Raw genomic sequence first — 21125 nt, 5'->3', positions numbered from 1 at the left:
TTTATATGATGAACCTGAAAACTTGTTACACCCTGATCACTGCCGTTTCACTGGCAGGTCCTTCTTTGGCGCAAACTTTTAAGCTGGTATCGCCGGATAAAAAAAACATTGTGGAAATAAACAATACCAGCAACCTGCAATATACCGTTTCCAGCAACGGTTTAACAATCGTCCATTCTTCATCACTCGGTTTCGAGTTTAAAGATGAACCGGCTATCGGAACCGGCATGGCCGTAACCAGCCATGTGGAGCATGCTGTTAATCAAACCTGGGCGCCAATAGTAAAAGCTAAACACAGCATTGTAACCGACCATTACAATGAACTGGAATTATCACTGGTAGAAAAATCGGCACCAATGCGCCGCATGAACATATGGTTCAGGGCTTATAACGATGGCGTTGCATTTCGCTATCAGTTGTTCGGAGCTGATAAAATTGGCGACCGACAAATAGTAAAGGAACTCACCACCTTTAACTTACCGGCAAAAGCAAAAACCTGGGTTGCAGACTATGGCAGTTATACATCTTCCCAGGAAACCGAATTTCAACCGAAAAACCTAAACCATATCACAGAAAAAACAATTGCAGGCTTACCCCTGCTTGTTGAATTAGATGAGCATCATTATGCGGCTTTTACTGAAGCCAATATTGATAACTATCCGGGATTTTATATAGGATCCTCAAAAACTGACACTGGTGCTACCGACAAAATTAGCCTGATCACCAAGCTATCGCCCCTGCCCGGTGAAAATGAAAAAGGTGTTAAAGCACGCTTCACTAATAACCTGCTTACGCCCTGGCGTGTAGTGATGCTGGCAGGTTCGCCTAGTAAACTGATTGAATCGGAACTGATACAAAACCTGAACCCGCCTAACGTATTGAAAGATCCCAGCTGGATCAAACCAGGCATGAGCGCCTGGGATAACTGGTGGAGCGGAGACGTAAAAGTAGATATGCCGACCATCAAAAAGTATATAGACCTGGCATCGAAAGAGCGTTGGCCCTACATGCTTATTGACTGGCAATGGTATGGGCCATTTAACAAGCCTGAAGCAGATATTACAAAAGTGGCCCCGCAATTAAATATGGCCGAGATTTTAGCCTATGCTAAAGCCAAAAAGGTTAAATGCTGGCTTTGGTTATATAGCTCGGATGTTAACCGGAATGACAATTTTGAAAAAGCGTTTCCGATTTACGAAAAATGGGGCATTGCAGGCATAAAAATTGACTTCATGGACCGCGATGATCAGCAAATGGTGAACTGGTACCGTCGTATCATCCAAACGGCTGCAAAATATCATTTGATGGTTGATTTTCATGGTGCATTTAAACCCGACGGCATCGAGCGGACCTATCCCAACATGGTAACCCGCGAAGGAGTTTTAGGTGAAGAATATTCCAAATTTTCGACCAGGATAACAGCCGGGCATAATACCACATTGCCATTCACCCGTATGTTGGCCGGGCCAATGGATTATACTCCCGGCGGATTCCTGAATGTAAAGAAAAGCGATTTCAGAAAGGGAAGCCCTACCCAGGTAATGAACAGCCGTTGCGCCGAGCTGGCAAAGTTCGTGATCTACGAAAGTCCGTTTATGGTTTATTGCGATGCGCCTGAAAACATTTTGGGCAAGCCCGGAGCCGATTTTTTTAACAATATGCCAACCGTTTGGGATGATACAAAGGTGCTTGGCGGTTACCCGGGCCAATATGTCATTATTGCCAAAAGAAGCGGGAAAGACTGGTATATCGGCGCGATGACAAACGATTTTGAAAGAACTGTACAATTGAAAATGGATTTTTTACCGGCGGGTAACTACACGTTATCATCATGGGGCGACGTGTTATCATCTCCTCAAGACCTAACCCGGTCTGAAAAAAAGATATCGGCTAATTCGGTGATCAGCGTCCATATGGATACAGCAGGCGGATGGGCAGCGTAAAATAACTGCCCAGTAATTAATTGAGAACCTTTAATCCGGCATACAAAAGTTTAATACAATGATCAGATCATGACAAAGAATAAAACTCTTTTTCCATTTATATTAATAACCAGCCTATTCTTTCTGTGGGGGTTTGCACATAACCTCGACCCGATATTGATACCTCACTTAAAGAAGTCGTTTACGCTTACCACAGTGCAGGCAACTCTGGTGGATTCCGCGGTATTTATTGCCTATTTTTTGATGGCTTTACCGGCAGGTTTCATCATGAAAAAATACGGTTACAAAACAGGTATTATCACAGGGCTGCTAATTTTCGCGTTTGGTTCCTATTTATTTATACCGGCAGCTAATACACAGCAGTACACATTTTTCCTTGTAGCTTTGTTTATCATTGCCTGCGGGTTAACCATCTTAGAAACTGCTGCCAATCCATATGCTTCTTCATTAGGAGATCCCGCAACTTCTACACAAAGGCTTAACTTTGCGCAATCATTTAACGGGCTGGCTGCCACCCTCGCGCCTATAATTGGCGGGCGTATTATACTGACAAAAGGTTATACCCAGGCACAATTAAGCGCAATGACAGAACAGGGCCGTAAACTGGCGCTGGCCGCCGAAGCTTCATCAGTAAAAACACCCTATTTTATATTAGGCAGTGTGCTGGTGTTTATTGCAATACTTTTTGCGTTTACACGGCTGCCAAGAATCCAGCAGCATGAAGGACATACAGCCAGCAAAAACATTTTCCATGCCTTGAAGCACCGTCATTTGGCCTGGGGTGTGGCTGCCCAGTTCTTCTATGTTGGCGCGCAAGTTTGTGTATTTAGTTTGTTTATTCTTTATGCCACGAAATCTGCCGGACTTACGGAGGTGCAAACGACCTACTATCTTGGTTTGTGCGGCGCTGCATTCCTGATAGGCAGGTTTATTGGTACTTTCCTGATGAGGTATTACAGCTCGGCTGTTTTACTTGCAGTTTATGCGGGTATCAATATTTTGCTATCCGCAATCGCCATTTTTGGTCACGGCATGATCACGGTTTACACCGTAATTGGGATCTGTTTCTTCATGTCAATCATGTTTCCAACCATTTTTGCCCTGGGCATAAAAGATTTAAAAGCTGATACAGAATTTGGCAGCAGCCTGATCATTATGTCTATTGTCGATGGTGCTGTTTTACCAAGGATATTCGGTTATATCAGCGATGTAACTGGCAATATTCAAAATGGTTATGTGGTACCGTTGGTATGCTTTGCGGTAGTGGCCCTTTTCGGATTGAAAGGCCATCGTGTAAAAGTACCTGAAAGTGTACCGGTTTCAGCCATCCTTTAAAATAATCCATTTTCAATATGCAAGAAATCAATCTGCCAAAAATAATTTTTGGAACCAGTGGATTAGGAAATTTATATGTGGCACTTCCGGACGATGTTAAATATGCTATTGTTGCCGAAAGTATCAGGCATTCTCCTAAACCGGCTGTATTTGACTCAGCAGGGAAATACGGCGCGGGGCTCGCGCTCGAATCATTGGGAAAGGCTTTGGCAATACTAAATGTCTCCCCATCGGAGGTACTGATCAGTAATAAATTGGGCTGGCTGCGTACGGCATTAAAAAGCCCCGAACCTACTTTTGAACCGGGTGTTTGGCGCGACCTGAAATATGACGCAGTTCAGCGAATAAGTTATGAAGGCATCCTGGAATGTTATGAACAGGGAAATGAGTTGCTGGGCAATTATCGTGCAGAACTGGTTTCTGTACATGACCCCGATGAATACCTTAATGCAGCAAAAGATAAACAGGAACAAGCACAACGTTACCGGGACATATTGGAAGCCTACCGTGCGCTGAATGAATTGAAACTGAATGGCAAAGTAAAAGGTATTGGTGTAGGTTCGAAAGACTGGCGGATCATCAAAAAGATAACGCAAGATGTAAAATTGGATTGGGTAATGATCGCCAATAGCATGACAATTCATAGCCATCCGCCAGAATTAATTGAATTTATGCAGGAGCTTGAAAAGCAAGGAACTTTGATTATTAATTCCGCCGTTTTTAACGGCGGCTTTTTAACCGGGTCTGATTATTATAACTATCGGTTAACTGATCCGGTAAAAGACAAACATTTACATCGTTGGCGAGAGTTGTTTTATGGCTTATGTGCAGATTATAAAATAAAACCGGCGGATGCCTGCGTGGCTTTTGGGTTAAATGCTCCAGGCGTTAAAAGTATCGCCCTGAATACCACAAATCCCGACAGGGTTTTACAAAATGTTTCGCTGGCTTCATTAAAGATCCCAACACAATTTTGGAAAGAAATGAAAGAATATGGCTTAGTTGACGAATCATACGCTTCCGCTTATCTGTAAAAATTAAATATCACTATGAAAAGATACTGTTTGGCCCTCGATTTAAAGGATGATCCGCAATTGATAGCGGAATATGAACATTGGCATAAGGCTGAAAATAGTTGGCCGGAAATACGCAAAAGCATACTGGACGCGGAAATTCTTGATATGCAGATCTATCGCACGGGAAACCGGTTGTTTATGATCATGGAAACGAGCGACCATTTTGAGTCGAAAAAAAAAGAAGAAATGGACGCGCTAAATCCTAAAGTACAGGAATGGGAGCAACTCATGTGGCTATTTCAACAACCCCTCCCCTGGGCAAAAGAAGGAGAAAAATGGGTGATCATGAAACAGATTTTTAAACTTTAAGAACGGGTGATATACAGATAATATTGCGAAGAAACAGGGCTGAACGATCCATTGCGTAACGCTCAATAGGCAACATAAGATACTGATTTTTAATAAATTAAAAACACGACTCCCGATTCCGGGCATACAACGGGAAAGACACAAATCATAGCGGTCTTTCCCGTTTTCAGCTATTGGGTTATTTAGTGTTTATGACTTTCGGCTAAGGGCTAAACACCAATTTATCGTCAGCACTACATCAGTTAATTATTTTCACTTCGCCGTTGATTACCTCGAATGGTATCCACAAATAACCGGATTTCTCCAGGTCAAGTTTGTTCCACAAATCTCCCATGAAGATAAAATTTGAAGGTTTTCCGTTTATCGGCAAAACATAATTTCCCTGTGCAAAAAATGTTTGTTCTGCATTAGCACCGCTGCAGGGGTTGCCTATCTCAGTCCACGGCCCCATGATACTATCAGCAGTTGCGTAAGATGCCGCATTGGGGCTCCAACCTGAGCATCCCGAAGTAATCAGGAAATATTTGCCGTTTTTTTTGAAAAGTGCCGGGCTTTCGCGGTTTCTGTCGATCAGAATCCGGGTGTAATGTTCCGTTGGCTTCAAATAATCATCTTTCAGCTGGCAAACATGCATAGTGTTGTTACCTTCGGACGAATAAACAACGTAGGCTTTCCCATCGGTATCCTTAAAAAGTGTCATGTCACGCAGCATTTGGTTGTTTGGTTTGATACTGCCCAGGTATGTGTATGGCCCCCCGGGCGAATCGCTTATGGCAATACCGGCCTTTGAATCCTGGTAATCATTTCTGTCATTATGGAACCACATCACAAATTTTTTGGTTTTCTCATTGTAAAGCACCTTGGGCCGTTCAATTACCCTGCCAGTATCCAGATCATTTGACGGGTCACCTGTCACAGATCTTAATGCAGTTCCCAGATTTTTCCAATGTTTCAGATCCGTCGACGAATAACATGACACCCCGCCTGCAGGAACCCGGTAATCTTCCCAGCTTTGTCCGGGGACCAGCCAGGTTTTGCCTTTTTTAATTTCGCCAAACAGGTAATATACCTCATTATAATAAAGTACCCCTGCCCCATGAGCATTAATCTGATTTCCATCAGTGTCCTTAAAGTCTCCGCCCGAAATCATGTTTTGCGATCGTGCCTCGTTATTGAAAAACATGGATAAGATCAGGATCAGTACCGTATACTTCATATATTTTGTTTTCTATTTAACATATCGAATAGCGTTTAAAAATAGGTAAAAAAAGGATGGTTGCTCTACACTCAACCATCCTTTTACTTTGTGCCTCACCATAAAAAGTGATTGTGATCACTTTTTATGGTGAGGCACATCATATTGAAGACTAAATCCATTCGTGATCTTTGTCATTAAACAAGGAAACGCTGATGGAGAATGCCGCGCTGCTAAAAGCAATTATTGAAAATGCCATAGACGGCATTATTACCATAAACAGCCACGGAATTATCGAATCTATCAATCCGGCAGCATGTAATCTGTTTCAATACAGCCCCGGCGAAGTAATTGGTAAAAATGTATCTGTTTTAATGCCGCTGCCCGATAAGGAGCTGCACGATGGTTATATAAACCGTTATCAAAACACAGGCAAGGCGCACATTATAGGTTTTGGCCGCGAAGTTAAAGGTTTAAAAAAAGATGGCTCGGTATTCCCTTTCCGCCTGGGGGTAAGTGAAGTACAGTTTTCAGGCCGAAAAATCTATACCGGTTTTATCCATGACCTAACACGCGAAAAGGAGGCAGAGGAAAGATTAAAGGAGTACGCCGTCCATTTAGAAGAGCTGGTGGAGGAGCGTACAATTTCTTTAAAGCATTCGGTAAGCGAATTGCTGCAGGCTAAAGAAGAAGTTAGCCTGTCATTAGAGAAAGAAAAAGAACTTGGCCAGATGAAAAGCCGTTTTGTATCAATGGCCTCGCACGAGTTCAGGACCCCGCTGAGCAGTATCCAATTGTCGGCCATCCTTGTTGAAAAATATGCGCAGGAGTTTAGCAATCCTAACATCAGCAAACACATCGCCAAAATAAAAACGTCGGTAGGTAACCTTACGGGTATCCTGAATGATTTTCTGTCGCTCGAAAAACTCGAAGCCGGCAAGGTCGAGCCCGTATTTACCGAATTTAACCTGGTAAAATTTGGCGAGGAAATAACAGAAGAAATGCAACTGGTAGCCAAACAAAACCAAAATATCATTTATCAGCATACCGGTACTACCAGTGTTTTTAAATTGGATCCCGCACTGTTAAAAAACTGCATCATTAACCTGATCAGCAACGCCATCAAATACTCGGGCGAAAATACCTTTATTGAATTTAACACGGAGGTAGCCAGCGATCAGTTGGTTGTTGTGGTTAAGGATAATGGTATAGGCATCCCTGAAAGTGACCAGAAGCACTTGTTTGAAGCGTTTTTCAGGGCACACAATACCGGCAATATATCAGGTACTGGTCTCGGCCTTAATATAGTGGCGCGCTACGTTGGCCTGATCAACGGCACGGTGCAATTTGAAAGCAAAGTTAATTACGGAACATCATTCACGCTCACATTTTCGCAATCATGAAAAAAAGTATCCTCATTATTGAAGACAATACCGATATAAGAGAAAGCACCGCCGAAATACTGGAGCTTTCCGGCTACCTGGTATTACAGGCCGGTAACGGCAAAATTGGTGTGGACTTAGCTATAAAGCATAAACCCGACCTTATTTTGTGCGATATCATGATGCCCGAGCTTGACGGGTATGGCGTGTTATTCATGCTCAGCAAATCGCCCGAAACGGATAATATACCCTTTATATTTTTAACCGCAAAAGCCGAACGGGTAGACTTTAGAAGAGGCATGGAAATGGGTGCCGATGATTATCTTACCAAACCTTTTGACGACATAGAATTGCTTAATGCCATTGATAGCAGGTTGAGCAAAAAAGAAAAACAACAGGCATTTTTTAGCAGGTCGCTGCAAAAAATAGAGCACCTGGCCATCAATTCGCGCAACGGCGCTGCCGAGTTAAACGCACTGATAGCCAGTCGAAAAATAAGGCAGATAAGAAAAAAACAAGTATTGTTTTATGACGGGGATAGCCCGCAGGGAATTTACCTGGTAATGGAGGGCAGCATAAAAACATTTAAACTGGCCGAAGACGGCAGGGAACTGATGACCGGCTTATACAAAGCCGACGACTACCTTGGCGTACATGCCCTGCTGCTTGACGATGCTTACGGCGAAACTGCCGAAGCAACCGAAGACGCTGCCATATGCCTGCTGCCGAAAGATACCGTTTTAACTATGCTTGACCGATATCCCGACGTTGGCCGGCAATTTTTGAAAATACTGTCAAACAATATCAAAGAAAAGGAAGAACAGCTAATCGAGCTGGCCTACCATTCGGTAAGGAAACGGCTGGCGCAGGTATTGGTAAGACTGAACAAACAAAACGGGGAAAAACAGGAATTTAAAATATCAAGGGAAGAAATGGCTTCAATGGCCGGTATGGCTACCGAAACGGTAAGCCGTACGCTTTCTGATTTTAAAGAGGAAGGCCTAATAGAAAAAAAAGGTGCAACTATCAATATAACAGACCTTAACAAGCTGGTAAAAATGAGAAACTGACAAAGGTCATTTTTTTCACTGACCGCACTCATGGTTTTGCCGGTGCCATCCGGGTAGTTTTGTTTAATATAAATGTGCACAGATGAAAGTTGTAGCTTACAGTATCAAGGCGTTCGAAAAGGAATTTTTGGCCAGAGCGAACCAAAAAAAACATGATATTACCCTTATCTCTAACCCATTAAATTCTGAAACCGCGGTTTATGCCGAGGGTAAGGAAGCGGTGGTTGTTTTTACCAATGACGATGTATCTGCCTATGTTATCAACCAACTGGCCGATCTTGGCGTTAAATATATTGCTACCCGGTCGGTTGGTACAGATCATATCGATAAGGAAGCAGCAGCTTTGCGCAACATAAAACTGGCCAACGTACCTGAATACTCGCCGCAGGCTATTGCCGAACATACCGTTGCCATGGCACTTGCCCTAAACAGGCATTTAACCGAATCAAACGCCCATAGCCACCTGTTTGATTTCAGGCTGAATGGCCTCATGGGGTTTAATTTATCAGGCAAAACAGTTGGCATTATTGGCCTGGGACATACCGGGCAGGCGGTTGCTGCTATCTTTAATGGCTTTGGCTGTCGTGTTATTGGCTATGATCCGATTGTCAAATCAAACTTGCCAGGAGTTGAACAAGTGCCTATGAATGATCTGCTTACTACCGCCGATATCATTTCATTACATGCCCCCCTCAGCCCCGAAAACTATCATATGATCAATAATGACACCCTTACTTTGATGAAAGATGGAGTCATGCTCCTGAATACTTCTCGAGGAGGATTAATTGATACTGAAGCGGCATTACAAGCCCTTGAAGCCGGTAAAATAGGTTATTTAGGACTGGACGTTTATGAAAAAGAAAAGGGTCTGTTTTTTGAGCAGCATCAACATGATACCGATAAGGACCCTTTGCTGGAAAAACTGATGACCTTTAAAAATGTACTCATCACCCCCCATCAGGCTTTTTTAACCAGTGAGGCATTACAGCAGATAGCTAATCAAACCATAAAAAACCTTGATCAATGGCAGGCTAAAAAGTGCGTTGGAAATGCGTGTGTGTGTTCAAAAAACTGCAAAGCGACCGGTGAGCTATCAACGGTTAATACTACCAAAGCTTAATATTTATGAAAATCCCTCAGCACCTTATTGATAAATACAACGTTGCTGCTCCCCGCTATACCAGTTACCCTACCGTACCGTATTGGAACACTGATAACTTCGACAAAGAGGAATGGCGAAAATCAGTATCGCTTTCTTTTAAGGAAAGTAACGATCGTGACGGGATCAGCCTGTATATTCACCTGCCATTTTGCGAAAGTCTGTGTACCTATTGCGGTTGTAACACCCGCATCACCAAAAACCACCGGGTAGAAGAGCCATACATTAAAGCTGTTTTGATGGAATGGGCCATGTACCTCAATACCTTTGAAAGCAAACCCGTTATCAGGGAAATACACCTCGGCGGCGGCACACCTACATTTTTTAAACCAGAACACCTGGCCATACTGATCAATGGTATATTAAATTCATCAACTATCCATCCCCGGGCCGAGTTTAGCTTTGAGGCGCACCCCGCTAACACAACTGTTGATCATTTACAGGTTTTATACAATCTTGGTTTCAGGAGGATAAGCCTCGGCATTCAGGATTTTGATCCCAGGGTTCAGTTTATCATTAACCGGATCCAGAGTTTTGAACTGGTAAAACTGGTTACCCAGCAGGCACGACGGATCGGGTACACATCCGTTAACTTCGATCTGATATATGGCCTCCCGCTTCAAACCATCAACGGGCTAAAGGATACCATTGCCCAGGTGGCGAAATTAATGCCCGATAGGATCGCTTTTTACAGTTATGCCCATGTACCGTGGATAAAACCCGGTCAGCGCCGTTTTACCGAAAACGACCTGCCAGATGCTAATGATAAAAGAGCTTTGTATGAATGCGGACGCGAATTATTTACAGCGTTGGGCTATCATGAAATTGGTATGGACCATTTCGCCTTGCCCACGGATAGTCTTTACTTAGCCGAACAAAATGGTACGCTGCACCGTAATTTCATGGGTTACACCCATCAATATACCCAATTAATGATTGGTTTGGGCGTATCCTCCATAAGCGATAGCTGGTATGCCTTTGCCCAAAATGTAAAAAAAGTAGAGGAATACTTGCAATTAGTAAATGCCGGCCAGCTACCGGTATTTAAAGGACATATGCTTACGGCCGATGATCTGAGCATCCGCAGGCATATTTTGAATATCATGTGTAACGGCAAAACCTGCTGGAACCTGCACACTGAAGCAAGTGAAGCTTTTTTAGAAGGACTGGACCGCATGCGCCAATTTGAACGGGACGGACTGGTTGAGCTAAATTCATGGTGCATTACTGTTACCCCCATGGGTAAACGCTTTTTACGCAATATATGTATGGCGCTTGATGCCCGCCTATGGGCCGACAAGCCAACTACGCAATTATTCAGCATGACTGGATAAGGCTTTGACAAAACCAACTATCAGTTAAACAAAGAAACCGGGATTGATTCCCGGTTTCTTTGTTTTAGATATTTAGCAATTGCAGTTTCTCTTCTGATGAGAGCAGATCCTTTAACATCCGCTCCAGGTAATCCTGGGTTTGGTTGCTTATTTGTGGGATCAATTCTTTATAGTATGTGATACCCTGCTGTAATTGGTCTTTAAATTTGATCAGGTATTTTCCTTTCTTTTCGTTGAGGTTTGCTACATAGCCCGAAATGTCCTTTTTCAGGTAATCGATATAAAGGTTTAACTCATTGATAAACATGTTAGGGCGGGTTGCTGCCTCAAGCAGGTTGATGCGCCCATAAATGTGGCCAACCATATCATCAAGCGTATACACTCCCGAAAAGAAGGCGATATTCGGTCCAGGACAAATGGTTACCGCCTTGTTTTCCCGGGCTTTCAGGATATCGTTTTTGATATAAGCGGATGCACAGAGCCCTTCGCATAAGCAAACCTTTTCGGTAACAGCATCTATTTGCTTTTGAATTTCAGCTGCCGGAAGCTCACTGTGTTTTAGCTGCTTTATTTTCAAATGCTGGTACTCACGTGATGCTGTGCAAATGGGATGTTCGGTAAACTCGGTATTTGATACTAAATATTTTTTATTGCAGGGACTGCCCGGCCTGCCATTTGCTATCCTGCTAAGTCTTTGCTCTTCGCCCGAGCTTTTGCTGAAGTTATTGAACAGGATACCCAGCGGCGATGACGAGCTTACATAAAAATCATCATGGCCGGCGCCTGCCAATTGTTGTAGCGTATGTTCATCAACGTTGGTGGCTTCGGGTACCAGCAGGAACGGACTGCCCCAACCGGTAGCATCCATCTGATAATGCTCCCGCAAAAAAACATCTTCCTGCATAGTGCCTATCCCACCTTGTACGCTGATCTTTTGCGCCGGGTTGGTCTCTGTAAAACCCCTTTCGGCAAGTGCCGGTTGATAAAGGGCAAGCAGTTCGTGCATCATGTGTTCCCGTTTCAGTTTAAACTCTTCCAGGATCGGCCCGAGCAGCAGGCCATCAGTAGCAAAAGCATGCCCGCCGCAATTCAGGCCCGATTCAATTCTGAATTCTGATACCCACAGCCCCTTCTTTGCTAAAAACTTTGCCTGGATCAGCGCCGAACGAAAATCGCTCACCTTTAAAACGATCCGTTTACGGAGCTCGTTATTGCCGTCAGGATAAAAACACTTAAAAGTTTCCAGGTAACTGTACAGCCTCGGGTTCATTCCCGCCGAAAGTACTACTGATGAATTCAGCTCGCTCTCAGCAAAGCCTTTTAAAGCAGCAAGGGCGTCGGTATGGGTATCGCCGGTATAATTGCCGTCCGCATCAAAGTTCATTTTATCAACTTTGGCCATGATATTTACATCAATAGCGCCTTTGTTCATTCTGGCGCGCAAAAGATCTTGAAAGATCTGTTTACGTTCCCCCTCAGGATACTCGTTCATCAGTTCGTAACCCTGCTTTAAAGGCGAAGCCTCCGGTAGCAGGTTAAAGTAACGGTCGATGTCCATTCCCTGGTTAAATGGCATTTGTTTAAGTTCTTCAAACTGCTTATTTACCAGCTCGTTTAATAAATTAAGATAGGCCATAATCCGTTTTGAACGGCTGTCGGGCCCATTTTTTAAAATAGGCGTAAATGGCAAACCATTTTGAGTTGAGTGATACTGCCGCATACGCTCAACGAGTTCATCATCAACAATTGAAACAACGGACGAGATACCGTACCGGGCCACTTTTAGCGGTGTATCAACAGAGTATCCCAAACCTAAAACAGGTATATGAAAGCTGTGCATATAATTAATTTAATATTATGTATTTAGAATAAACATGAGGCTCATCAATGTACCTATGGTGTTACTTACAAATAACGGTTCCGCTGGCCGATGGCGGACTCAGATAAGGAATGTCAAGCGCGAGCCCGCGCAGTAAAAACCAGACGCCAAGGCATAGCATAAAATAGGGAACCATCCTGTTCATTTTTCTTCGGATGCCCTGGTTAACAAATCCACTGCCAACAGTGACTGCCAGCATTAAAGGCAGGGTACCCAAACCAAACCAAATCATGTATTGCACGGAAGCACCCACTGACGAAGTGTTTACCGCACCGATGAGCGCCAGGTAAACAAAACCGCAGGGTAAAAAACCGTTTAACAAGCCTATGGCCAAATGGCCGGCCCGATGCTGTAACGCATAAGTAAGCAACGCATTAAAAGGCTTCAGCAGCCAGTTGCTACTGCTGTTGTTACGAATTTTCACCTTCCACAATCTTGAACCGGCCGCCAGCAGGATCAGTATTCCGCTAATGATGCTTACCCCCTGCTGCAAACCAGAAAGCCATAATTGCTTACCGATGAGCCCGGTTATTAAGCCGAGGGTTGCGTAACTTATAGTACGCCCAAGGTTATATACCAACTTATCCCACAACAGCAGCCAAAAGCTACTGTGGTTAACCGGGATAGCGAAGGCGAGCGGGCCGCACATTCCTATACAGTGAACACTGCCAAACAAGCCTATAAAAAAAGCGATTTGACTGGTGCTCATGGTATAAATATTTCTTTGGTGTACAGGTATTTTTTGCCATTGTTTTCCCAATTAAAAACAAGCTGCCACCTACCTGACTTTACATCAGTTAGGGGAATATTAACATTACCCGTCAGGCTGCTCTCCAGATTAACATGCCTGTCCATTTTGCCGTTGTCCGGGCGCTTCAAATCTGCTGTTCCCTTTACAGGACCCGCAAACTTTACTAAAAGGATATTGTTGCTGATGCTGATTGATGGCTGTGCTTTATCGTTAAGTACTTGCTTCTCTTTATCATAATCGGCATTAAAGGCAAGCCCTTTTTCGTAATAATGCGGATCGACATCGTCGGGCTGCCTGAACATGGCAACGCCCATGGCTACAATGTAACTCATAAAAGCCAGCATGCCTATTACTATCCCTTTCCCCCAGTTCATATGTTTAATCATTTGTTGGTGCTATAAAATTGGTTTTGACAGATTGAACCACCTTACCGCCAAGCAACAGGTTCAGTTTAATGGTAGTTTTGGCGGTATGTACCTTTGATGCAGGCAACATGACAAAAAACACCGTTTTAGCCGATCCTCCCTTTGCAACCGGTCCGGGCGCCTGGATATAACTGATCTTAACAGCCGGATCATCTGCCCCTATCCTGATCACTTTATCCTGATTGGTTTTATTAATGATTTCGGCATTATAAATATTACTGATGTAGCCGCCCGGCTGTTGCTGATAAAGCATTCCCGCACTGCGCATAACGGTGATATCCATATCGCTCCGGCTGAAAATAAAATAACCAAGTACAGCTACCAGCACGGTTATTACCGCGGTATATCCCATCATGCGCCCGGTAAACGAGGGCTTTTCTTTCAGCCTGATCATATTTTCGGAGAAGTAGCCAATCAGGTTACGGGGTTTTCCTATCTTGTCCATTACCTGGTCGCAGGCGTCTATGCAGGCGGTACAGTTGATACATTCAATCTGAGTTCCTTTACGAATATCAATACCTGTAGGACAAACAGCAACGCACAGGCTGCAATCAACACAATCGCCTTTCAGGTTAAAGGGGTCCGCGTTACGGCTTAACTTGCCCCGTGGTTCGCCACGCACATCGTCATAAGCTACTACTAAAGTGTGCTCATCAATCAATACACTTTGTAAACGCCCGTAAGGACATATCAATGTGCAAACCAGCTCACGTACCTGGCTGTAAATCAAATAAAATACAATGGTGAATACCCATATACTGATAAAACCGATCCAGTGGGCTGTAACAGGTTCAACAATAATTTTAACAAGGCTTTCGCTGCCGATGATATAAGCAAGGAAAGTGTTGGCGATCAGAAAGGAGACCAATACAAACAAAGCATGTTTGGCTGTTTTTTTGATGATTTTTTCCCGTGTCCAGGCACCAGCGTCAAGCTTTTTACGCTTATTGGCATCCCCTTCTATCCAAATCTCTATCTTTCTGAAAACCATTTCCATAAATATGGTTTGCGGGCAGATCCAACCGCAGAAAATACGGCCGAAAGCAATAGTAAATATTACCACGCAAACCAAAAAAACAAGCGAAGCCAGCATGAACAGAAAAATATCCTGCGGCCAAAACACCTGCCCCAGCAGTACAAATTGCCGGTCTATCACATTGAGCAGCAACAACGGCTGGCCATTGATTCGTAAAAACGGCCCGGCAAAAAAGAAAATGAGATAAAAATAGCTTAACCAGCTTCTCCATTTATAAAACCTGCCTTTACGTACCAGCGGATACATCCACTGCCTTTTCCCGTTTTCTTTTGCCGCCAGTAAACCGTCCATAATCGTTATAATTTTGCTATCGTTTTGCCTTTTGCCGCAACGTCATCTGCATCTTTTTCGCCCTGCGGTTCTTTAGGATTAGCCGGATTGCTGCCATGCAATGATTTTATATAGTTTGCCACATCCGAGATTTGCTTGGGCGATAACTGTTTCTCCCAATTGGGCATCCCTTTGGCCTGTACGCCGTATTTTATGGTTTTAAATACATCATTGATCTTACCGCCGTGCAGCCAGTAATCATCGGTAAGGTTGGGGCCAACTACCCCTTGCGCGTGATCGCCATGACAAGGAACGCAGCTTTGTTTAAAAACCGCCTGCCCTGAAGCCAGTACAGCCTGATCGGTAACGAGTTTAACTGTGGTTTCGTCAACCCGGTTAGCGGCCTTGCTCAGGTATTCTTTTTTGGCAATGTCTGCCTGGGCCATCTCCGTTTTATATTCATCATATTGCAACTGCCCAACACCAAATACATGATAAATGAGTATGTAACCAATTGCAAAAATAATGGTGATATAAAACAGGTAGCTGAACCAGCCAGGAATAGGATTATTAAGCTCCTGGATACCGTCATAATCATGTGCTATGATCAGCTCCTTTTCTTCAGACATCGGTCTTAGCGACAGTAATTTGTTCCAAACCTCCGTTTTAGGCTTTTTAACTTTTTTGGCGGGTTTCATCTCCGCTATGATCTGCTCTTCTGTATACCCCTGCGCCCGGAGCGTTATTTTTGTCAATACCCTAAGCGCCCTGAGCAACACCAGCATGGCTACAATAAACAATGCCAGCATGGCTATAATTGCTCCATACCCTATCTCGTTCATCAAATCGCCTGGTATCAGGCTGTCATCGGCGGCCATTGCCGGATGTAACGGTATCATCAATACTAGTAAAATTAACAGGCGGCGGTATTTCATAAGTTGTAAGAATTAAGGGATTCACCATGACTATCCTTCAAAGGCAGATTACGCATATGATCTACATGCTGTTTCCTGAGCCTGAAAAGCAGGATAGCTACTACAATAAAAAATACGAGGAAGATCCCCAGAGAAAATAACAGGTAACCCTGGGCACCCGAAATGTGTTCTGTAAATTGCTTAAACATTGCTTTTGTTATTTAGCGGCGGTTTTGCTTGCTTTGATATCGGTACCCAAACGTTGCAGGTAAGCTATCAAGGCTACTATTTCTTTATTGTTTTTAACCTTTATATGATCGTTATACAGGTTATCGGCAATTTCTTTTTCCTGTTTACTAAGATCGTTGTTGGCTATTTTTTCATATCCTTCGGGATATGGGACGCCCAGTGTGCGCATGGCCTTTATTTTGGCGGCTGTGGTAGCCGTATCAAGATTTTGGGTTAACAGCCAATCATAATTTGGCATAATACTCCCCGGCGACATGAGGCGCGGGTCCATCAGGTGGTTATAGTGCCAGGCATTACCATATTTGCCGCCCTCGCGTGCCAGGTCGGGCCCGGTACGTTTTGATCCCCATAAAAACGGGTGATCATAAACAAATTCACCAGCCTTGCTGTATTCGCCATAGCGCTCGGTTTCTGAGCGGAAAGGCCTTACCGTTTGTGAGTGGCAGTTTGAGCAGCCCTCTCTGATATAAAGGTCACGTCCCTGCAACTCAAGTGGAGTATAAGGTTTTACCGCTGCTATAGTTGGGATATTTGATGATATAGTTAGCGTTGGCATCAACTCAATAAAAGTACCTACCAGTATAACCAGCAATGCGGCTATCATCATTTGTATTGGGCGGCGTTCCAATACCCGGTGCCATGTTTCTTCATGCCCGGTTTTGCTTAAAGTCGGCAGCGGCATAGCCTGGGCAGGCTCATTTGCAACGAGTTTGCCCTGCAGCGCGGTGCGGCAAAGGTTATAAGCCATTACAATAACACCCAGCAGGTATAATCCACCGCCTACAGAACGCATAACGTGCATAGGCAATATGCGCATGGTGGTTTCCAAAAATGCCGGATATTTCAGAATTCCTTCGGGTGTAAACTCTTTAAGCATTAAACCCTGGGTAAAACCGGCCCAATACATTGGCACGGCGTAAAACAGGATCCCGAGCGTGCCTATCCAAAAATGGAACGAGGCCATCTTCTTTGAATATAACTGCGTTTTATAAATACGCGGAATAAGCCAGTAAAGGATGGCAAAGGTTAAAAAGCCGTTCCAGCCCAAAGCGCCAACGTGTACGTGAGCAATTATCCAATCGGTAAAGTGGCCTATGGCGTTCACCTGTTTCAATGAAAGCATAGGGCCTTCAAAAGTGGCCATACCATAAGCAGTTAAGCCAACTACCATAAACTTCAGGATCACATCATCGCGAACTTTATCCCAGGCCCCTCGCAAGGTGAGCAAACCATTGATCATACCGCCCCAGCTTGGTGCTAACAGCATGATAGAAAAGGCCACACCTAATGACTGCGCCCAACCGGGAAGCGTGGTGTACAGTAAATGGTGCGGGCCGGCCCAGATATAGATAAAAATGAGAGCCCAAAAGTGCAGAATACTTAACTTATAGGAATAGATAGGCCTGTTGGCCATTTTGGGCAAAAAGTAATACATCATGCCCAGGTATGGGGTGGTCAGGAAAAATGCCACCGCATTGTGGCCATACCACCATTGTACCAGTGCATCCTGCACGCCGGCATATACCATGTAACTTTTAAAGGCTGATACCGGCAGTTCAAATGAATTTACAATATGCAATACGGCAATGGTGACAAACGTGGCTATGTAAAACCATATGGCAACATATAAATGCCGTTCGCGGCGTTTAAATATGGTTCCAAACATATTAATGCCAAACACAACCCAGATAAGGGTAATGGCAATATCTATTGGCCATTCAAGTTCGGCATATTCATGCGAGGTGGTTAAACCTAAGGGCAACGTAATAACAGCCGAAACAATGATGAGCTGCCAGCCCCAAAAATGAATTTGACTAAGAGCATCGCTAAACATCCGCGCTTTTAACAGCCGCTGTAATGAATAGTAAACACCCATAAAAATAGCGTTACCCACAAAAGCGAAGATCACCGCATTGGTGTGTAAGGGCCTGATGCGGCCAAATGTAGTGTATTGGTTGCCCATGTTCATCCCCGGGCTATACAATTGTATGGCTACGATGAGGCCTACGGTCATCCCAATTATACCCCAGATCACCGTGGCGATACCAAAATTCCGGACGATCTTGTTGTCATAGTAAAAATTTTCGGGCTGCATATGATATTAAATAATTTGATGGTGTAAAAGTATTGAGGGGCTGCCGCCGACAGAATGATGACGGTTTGCCCGAATAATGACATTGGTCATTTTTTATCTTTATCATTTGGTTCATCATCCAGCAGGATCCTTACCGATGGGGTATACAGATCATCATGCTGGCCGTTACGCTGCGCCCAAAAAAAAGCGCCTAAAAACACGAGTGCAAGCAGCACGCTGCACCCGATCAGGAAATAAATAATGTTCATGATAATTTTCTTTTTTTAGCGGCGAGGTGTGTTGCTATGCTTGTGAACGAAATGATAGTTGCAGTACTTAAAGGCATCAATATGGCCGCTATGAGCGGTGAAAGCCTGCCGCTTACTGCATAGCTTAATCCTAATAGGTTATAGCAAAGCGATATAAAAAACGAGATGTGGATAATGGTGATACTATCCTTTGATAAATTAAGAAATGCGGGCAGCAACCTGAGCGAACGCCCATCTAAAATAGCATCGCTGCCGGGCGAAAAATTGTTAACGTTATCCGTAATAGCTATCCCCAAATCACTTTGTTTTAAAGCACCCGAATCATTCAAGCCATCACCTATCATCATTACCTTTTTACCGGCCAGCTGTAAAGCCTTTATAAAATCAAGCTTTTGCTGCGGCGATTGGTTAAACAGCATATATCCCTCCCCCTTAAAATAAGGCAGTAAATTTTTCCGCTCCCGGTCCTGGTCGCCTGATAACAGGTAAATTTTATAATCTGCTGCCAGCCGCGCAATATCTTCAAGCCCTTCGCGATACTTGTTAACAAAGCTGAAATAACCGGCGTATCGCCCGTTAATCATCAGGTGTACTTCGGTTGATTTTGCGATGTCTACTCCTCCTGTTAAAAACGACTGGCTGCCCACTTGAACATTATGCCCATCAACCCAGGCAGTGATACCTTTTCCGGCTATTTCCCGGTAATTACTTACCCGAAGTTTTTCTGCGCCCTTGAGGTAATCGCAAATCTGAACGCTTAAGGGATGCGCCGAATTACTGCAAATGCTGTATATGAGTTGTTCATCGTAACTGCTTAGCTGCGCATTGTTGCTTACACCGTTTTCGCCGCCAATAGTAATGGTGCCGGTTTTATCTAAAACGATGGTATTGATACGGGCCAGCTGTTCAACAACGGCGGTGTTTTTGAGGTAGAAAAAATTACGATCAAAAACGCTGAGCGCCGCCGACATAGTGAACGGAGTACTTAAGGCCAGTGCACAGGGGCAGGCAACAATCAACACAGCTGTAAATGCCGAAAAAGCACGGTAAACATCGACCGGCAGCCAAAAAACTAATGAACCCAATGCAATCACCAGTAAAACAATGCTGAAATACTTACTTACCTTTTGGTTAAAGGTTTGCATCCGGTTGTCCTGGCTACGGCTAAAAGCTTCATTGTTCCACAATTGGGTAAGGTAGCTTTGTGATACTGGTTTAATTACCTCCAATTCAATAGCTTCGCCCATTTGCCGGCCACCGGCATAAACCACTTCACCCCAAACCTTTGTCACGGGAGCTGACTCGCCGGTAACAAAGCTAAAATCAATCCGCGCTTCGCCATTTAGTAATATCGCATCGGCCGGAATAATCTCATTACTACGAATGCGGATCCGCTGACCTACTTTCAGGGCTGATAAGGGCAGCGGCTTTTCGATACCGTTCTCAACAATCTGTACGGCAACAGGGAAAAACGAACGGTAGTCACGCTCAAAAGAGATATGGTAATAGGTTTTTCGCTGAACAAATTTACCTACCAGTAAAAAAAACACCAGCCCACAAAGCGTATCGGCAAACCCAGCCCCCGCATGGGTTAGTACCTCAATCAGCGTACGCAAAAAAAGCACGGCTATGCCCAGCGCCAGCGGAAAATCGATATTCAATATCTTATTACGCAGATTTGTGTAGGCCGATTGGAAATATTCCCTACCGCAGTAAAAAACAACCGGCAACGAAAACAGCACGTTCAACCAGCCAAAAAAATGCCTGAAAGTTTGCTCATATTCCGACAATCCCAAATACTCGGGAAAACTAAGCAGCATCACATTTCCAAAACAAAACCCAGCTACTGCTATCTTTTTTACAAGATTATCGCCAGCACCGGTTTGTTGTTTTTTAATAACATCCTGGAGGTTAATAAGTGGCTCATAGCCGATATCAACCAATAGCTCCACAACCTGCCTTAAACTTATCTCCCTGTTATTAAAGCGCAGACTTACCTGTTTCTTCAAAAAATCAATCCGGCTGTAATAAATGGCAGGGTTAAACCTATTCAACTGCTCAAGCAGCCAAATACAGGAGCTGCAATGGATGTAAGGAATATAAAGCGTTAATATTGTAATATTTTCGTCTGTAAAATCAACCAGGTCGGCAATGATCGAAGGATCATCAAGGTATTCAAATCGCTTTTCCACAAGGGTGCGGGTTGCGCCGGGGTGTTCATTATAACTGTAGTAGTTACATAACCCACTATTGGATAGCACTTTATAAACACCTTTACAGCCAGCACAACAAAAATCTTTGCCATCTAATACATAATGATCTTTATCACAATCATTACCACAGTGGTAACAGGTAGTTTGGGTAAGTATATTTACAGCCATTGATGATCTATTTATAAGATCAAAAATGGCTGTAATCCGGCACCTGAAAAATGATGGCTGTTGGATGGAAAAGT

At 43.9% G+C, this 21125-nt stretch carries 18 protein-coding genes; 8 read left to right on the top strand and 10 right to left on the bottom strand.

Annotation, left to right across the window (positions count from 1 at the left end; genetic code table 11):
* Nucleotides 1-5: 5 nt before the first annotated feature.
* The 4 genes from ABID99_RS04880 to ABID99_RS04865 all read left to right on the top strand — a co-directional run bounded on the left by ABID99_RS04880 (nt 6) and on the right by ABID99_RS04865 (nt 4663).
* The gene (locus ABID99_RS04880; protein WP_373613040.1) at nt 6-1943 is read left to right on the top strand and encodes a glycoside hydrolase family 97 protein; all 1938 of its coding nucleotides are present in this window, start codon (nt 6-8) and stop codon (nt 1941-1943) included.
* 69 nt (nt 1944-2012) lie between these two features.
* The gene (gene fucP, locus ABID99_RS04875; protein ID WP_373613039.1) at nt 2013-3278 is read left to right on the top strand and encodes an L-fucose:H+ symporter permease; all 1266 of its coding nucleotides are present in this window, start codon (nt 2013-2015) and stop codon (nt 3276-3278) included.
* 17 nt (nt 3279-3295) lie between these two features.
* The gene (locus ABID99_RS04870; RefSeq protein ID WP_373613038.1) at nt 3296-4312 is read left to right on the top strand and encodes an aldo/keto reductase; all 1017 of its coding nucleotides are present in this window, start codon (nt 3296-3298) and stop codon (nt 4310-4312) included.
* Between the two features lie 15 nt (nt 4313-4327).
* A complete protein-coding gene (locus ABID99_RS04865) occupies nt 4328-4663 on the top strand; it encodes an L-rhamnose mutarotase (protein WP_090533212.1) in 336 nt (111 codons plus the stop codon).
* A 238-nt stretch (nt 4664-4901) separates the two neighbouring features.
* Here the strand turns inward: ABID99_RS04865 and ABID99_RS04860 are convergent, their stop codons facing one another.
* Nucleotides 4902-5879, bottom strand: a complete 978-nt coding sequence (locus ABID99_RS04860; RefSeq protein ID WP_373613037.1) for a glycoside hydrolase family 43 protein — start codon at nt 5877-5879, stop codon at nt 4902-4904.
* A 194-nt stretch (nt 5880-6073) separates the two neighbouring features.
* Here ABID99_RS04860 and ABID99_RS04855 point away from each other — a divergent pair, with 194 nt between their 5' ends.
* The 4 genes from ABID99_RS04855 (at nt 6074) to hemN (ending at nt 10803) form a co-directional block, all read left to right on the top strand.
* The gene (locus ABID99_RS04855) at nt 6074-7261 is read left to right on the top strand and encodes a PAS domain-containing sensor histidine kinase (protein ID WP_090533214.1); all 1188 of its coding nucleotides are present in this window, start codon (nt 6074-6076) and stop codon (nt 7259-7261) included.
* Nucleotides 7258-8310, top strand: coding sequence for a response regulator (locus ABID99_RS04850; RefSeq protein ID WP_373613035.1), 1053 nt, complete (start codon nt 7258-7260; stop codon nt 8308-8310). The genes ABID99_RS04855 and ABID99_RS04850 overlap by 4 nt, the downstream gene beginning before the upstream one ends.
* 82 nt (nt 8311-8392) lie before the next feature.
* Nucleotides 8393-9430 (top strand): 2-hydroxyacid dehydrogenase, encoded by a 1038-nt coding sequence (locus ABID99_RS04845; RefSeq protein WP_373613034.1) that lies wholly within the window; start codon nt 8393-8395, stop codon nt 9428-9430.
* Between the two features lie 5 nt (nt 9431-9435).
* Nucleotides 9436-10803 carry an oxygen-independent coproporphyrinogen III oxidase gene (hemN, locus tag ABID99_RS04840; RefSeq protein ID WP_373613033.1) on the top strand — a complete coding sequence of 456 codons (1368 nt, stop codon included), beginning with the start codon at nt 9436-9438 and terminating at the stop codon, nt 10801-10803.
* 64 nt (nt 10804-10867) lie between these two features.
* On the opposite strand, the gene ABID99_RS04835 is transcribed toward hemN, so the two are convergent.
* The 9 genes from ABID99_RS04835 to ABID99_RS04795 form a co-directional block, all read right to left on the bottom strand.
* Nucleotides 10868-12643 (bottom strand): hypothetical protein, encoded by a 1776-nt coding sequence (locus ABID99_RS04835; protein WP_090533222.1) that lies wholly within the window; start codon nt 12641-12643, stop codon nt 10868-10870.
* Nucleotides 12644-12704: 61 nt separating this feature from the next.
* Nucleotides 12705-13391 (bottom strand): sulfite exporter TauE/SafE family protein, encoded by a 687-nt coding sequence (locus tag ABID99_RS04830; RefSeq protein WP_090533224.1) that lies wholly within the window; start codon nt 13389-13391, stop codon nt 12705-12707.
* Entirely contained in the window at nt 13388-13807 is a 420-nt protein-coding gene (locus ABID99_RS04825) for a FixH family protein (RefSeq protein WP_175490087.1), read from the bottom strand. Before ABID99_RS04825 ends, ABID99_RS04830 begins: the two co-directional genes overlap by 4 nt.
* A gap of 4 nt (nt 13808-13811) precedes the next feature.
* Nucleotides 13812-15185, bottom strand: coding sequence for a cytochrome c oxidase accessory protein CcoG (gene ccoG, locus ABID99_RS04820; protein WP_373613032.1), 1374 nt, complete (start codon nt 15183-15185; stop codon nt 13812-13814).
* A gap of 5 nt (nt 15186-15190) precedes the next feature.
* Nucleotides 15191-16063, bottom strand: a complete 873-nt coding sequence (locus ABID99_RS04815; protein WP_373613031.1) for a cbb3-type cytochrome c oxidase N-terminal domain-containing protein — start codon at nt 16061-16063, stop codon at nt 15191-15193.
* A gap of 32 nt (nt 16064-16095) precedes the next feature.
* A complete protein-coding gene (locus ABID99_RS04810) occupies nt 16096-16287 on the bottom strand; it encodes a hypothetical protein (RefSeq protein ID WP_091170095.1) in 192 nt (63 codons plus the stop codon).
* Nucleotides 16288-16295: 8 nt separating this feature from the next.
* Nucleotides 16296-18422 (bottom strand): cytochrome-c oxidase, cbb3-type subunit I, encoded by a 2127-nt coding sequence (ccoN, locus tag ABID99_RS04805; protein ID WP_090533233.1) that lies wholly within the window; start codon nt 18420-18422, stop codon nt 16296-16298.
* Nucleotides 18423-18508: 86 nt separating this feature from the next.
* The gene (gene ccoS, locus ABID99_RS04800) at nt 18509-18670 is read right to left on the bottom strand and encodes a cbb3-type cytochrome oxidase assembly protein CcoS (RefSeq protein WP_090533235.1); all 162 of its coding nucleotides are present in this window, start codon (nt 18668-18670) and stop codon (nt 18509-18511) included.
* Entirely contained in the window at nt 18667-21051 is a 2385-nt protein-coding gene (locus ABID99_RS04795; RefSeq protein ID WP_373613030.1) for a heavy metal translocating P-type ATPase, read from the bottom strand. The genes ccoS and ABID99_RS04795 overlap by 4 nt, the downstream gene beginning before the upstream one ends.
* Nucleotides 21052-21125 lie beyond the last annotated feature (74 nt).

The organism is Mucilaginibacter sp. OAE612 (genome assembly GCF_041806395.1).
Classification (GTDB): Bacteria; Bacteroidota; Bacteroidia; order Sphingobacteriales; family Sphingobacteriaceae; genus Mucilaginibacter; species Mucilaginibacter rubeus.
The sequence above is the reverse complement of the archived record's forward strand: the minus strand, read 5'-3'. Positions and strand labels throughout refer to the sequence as shown.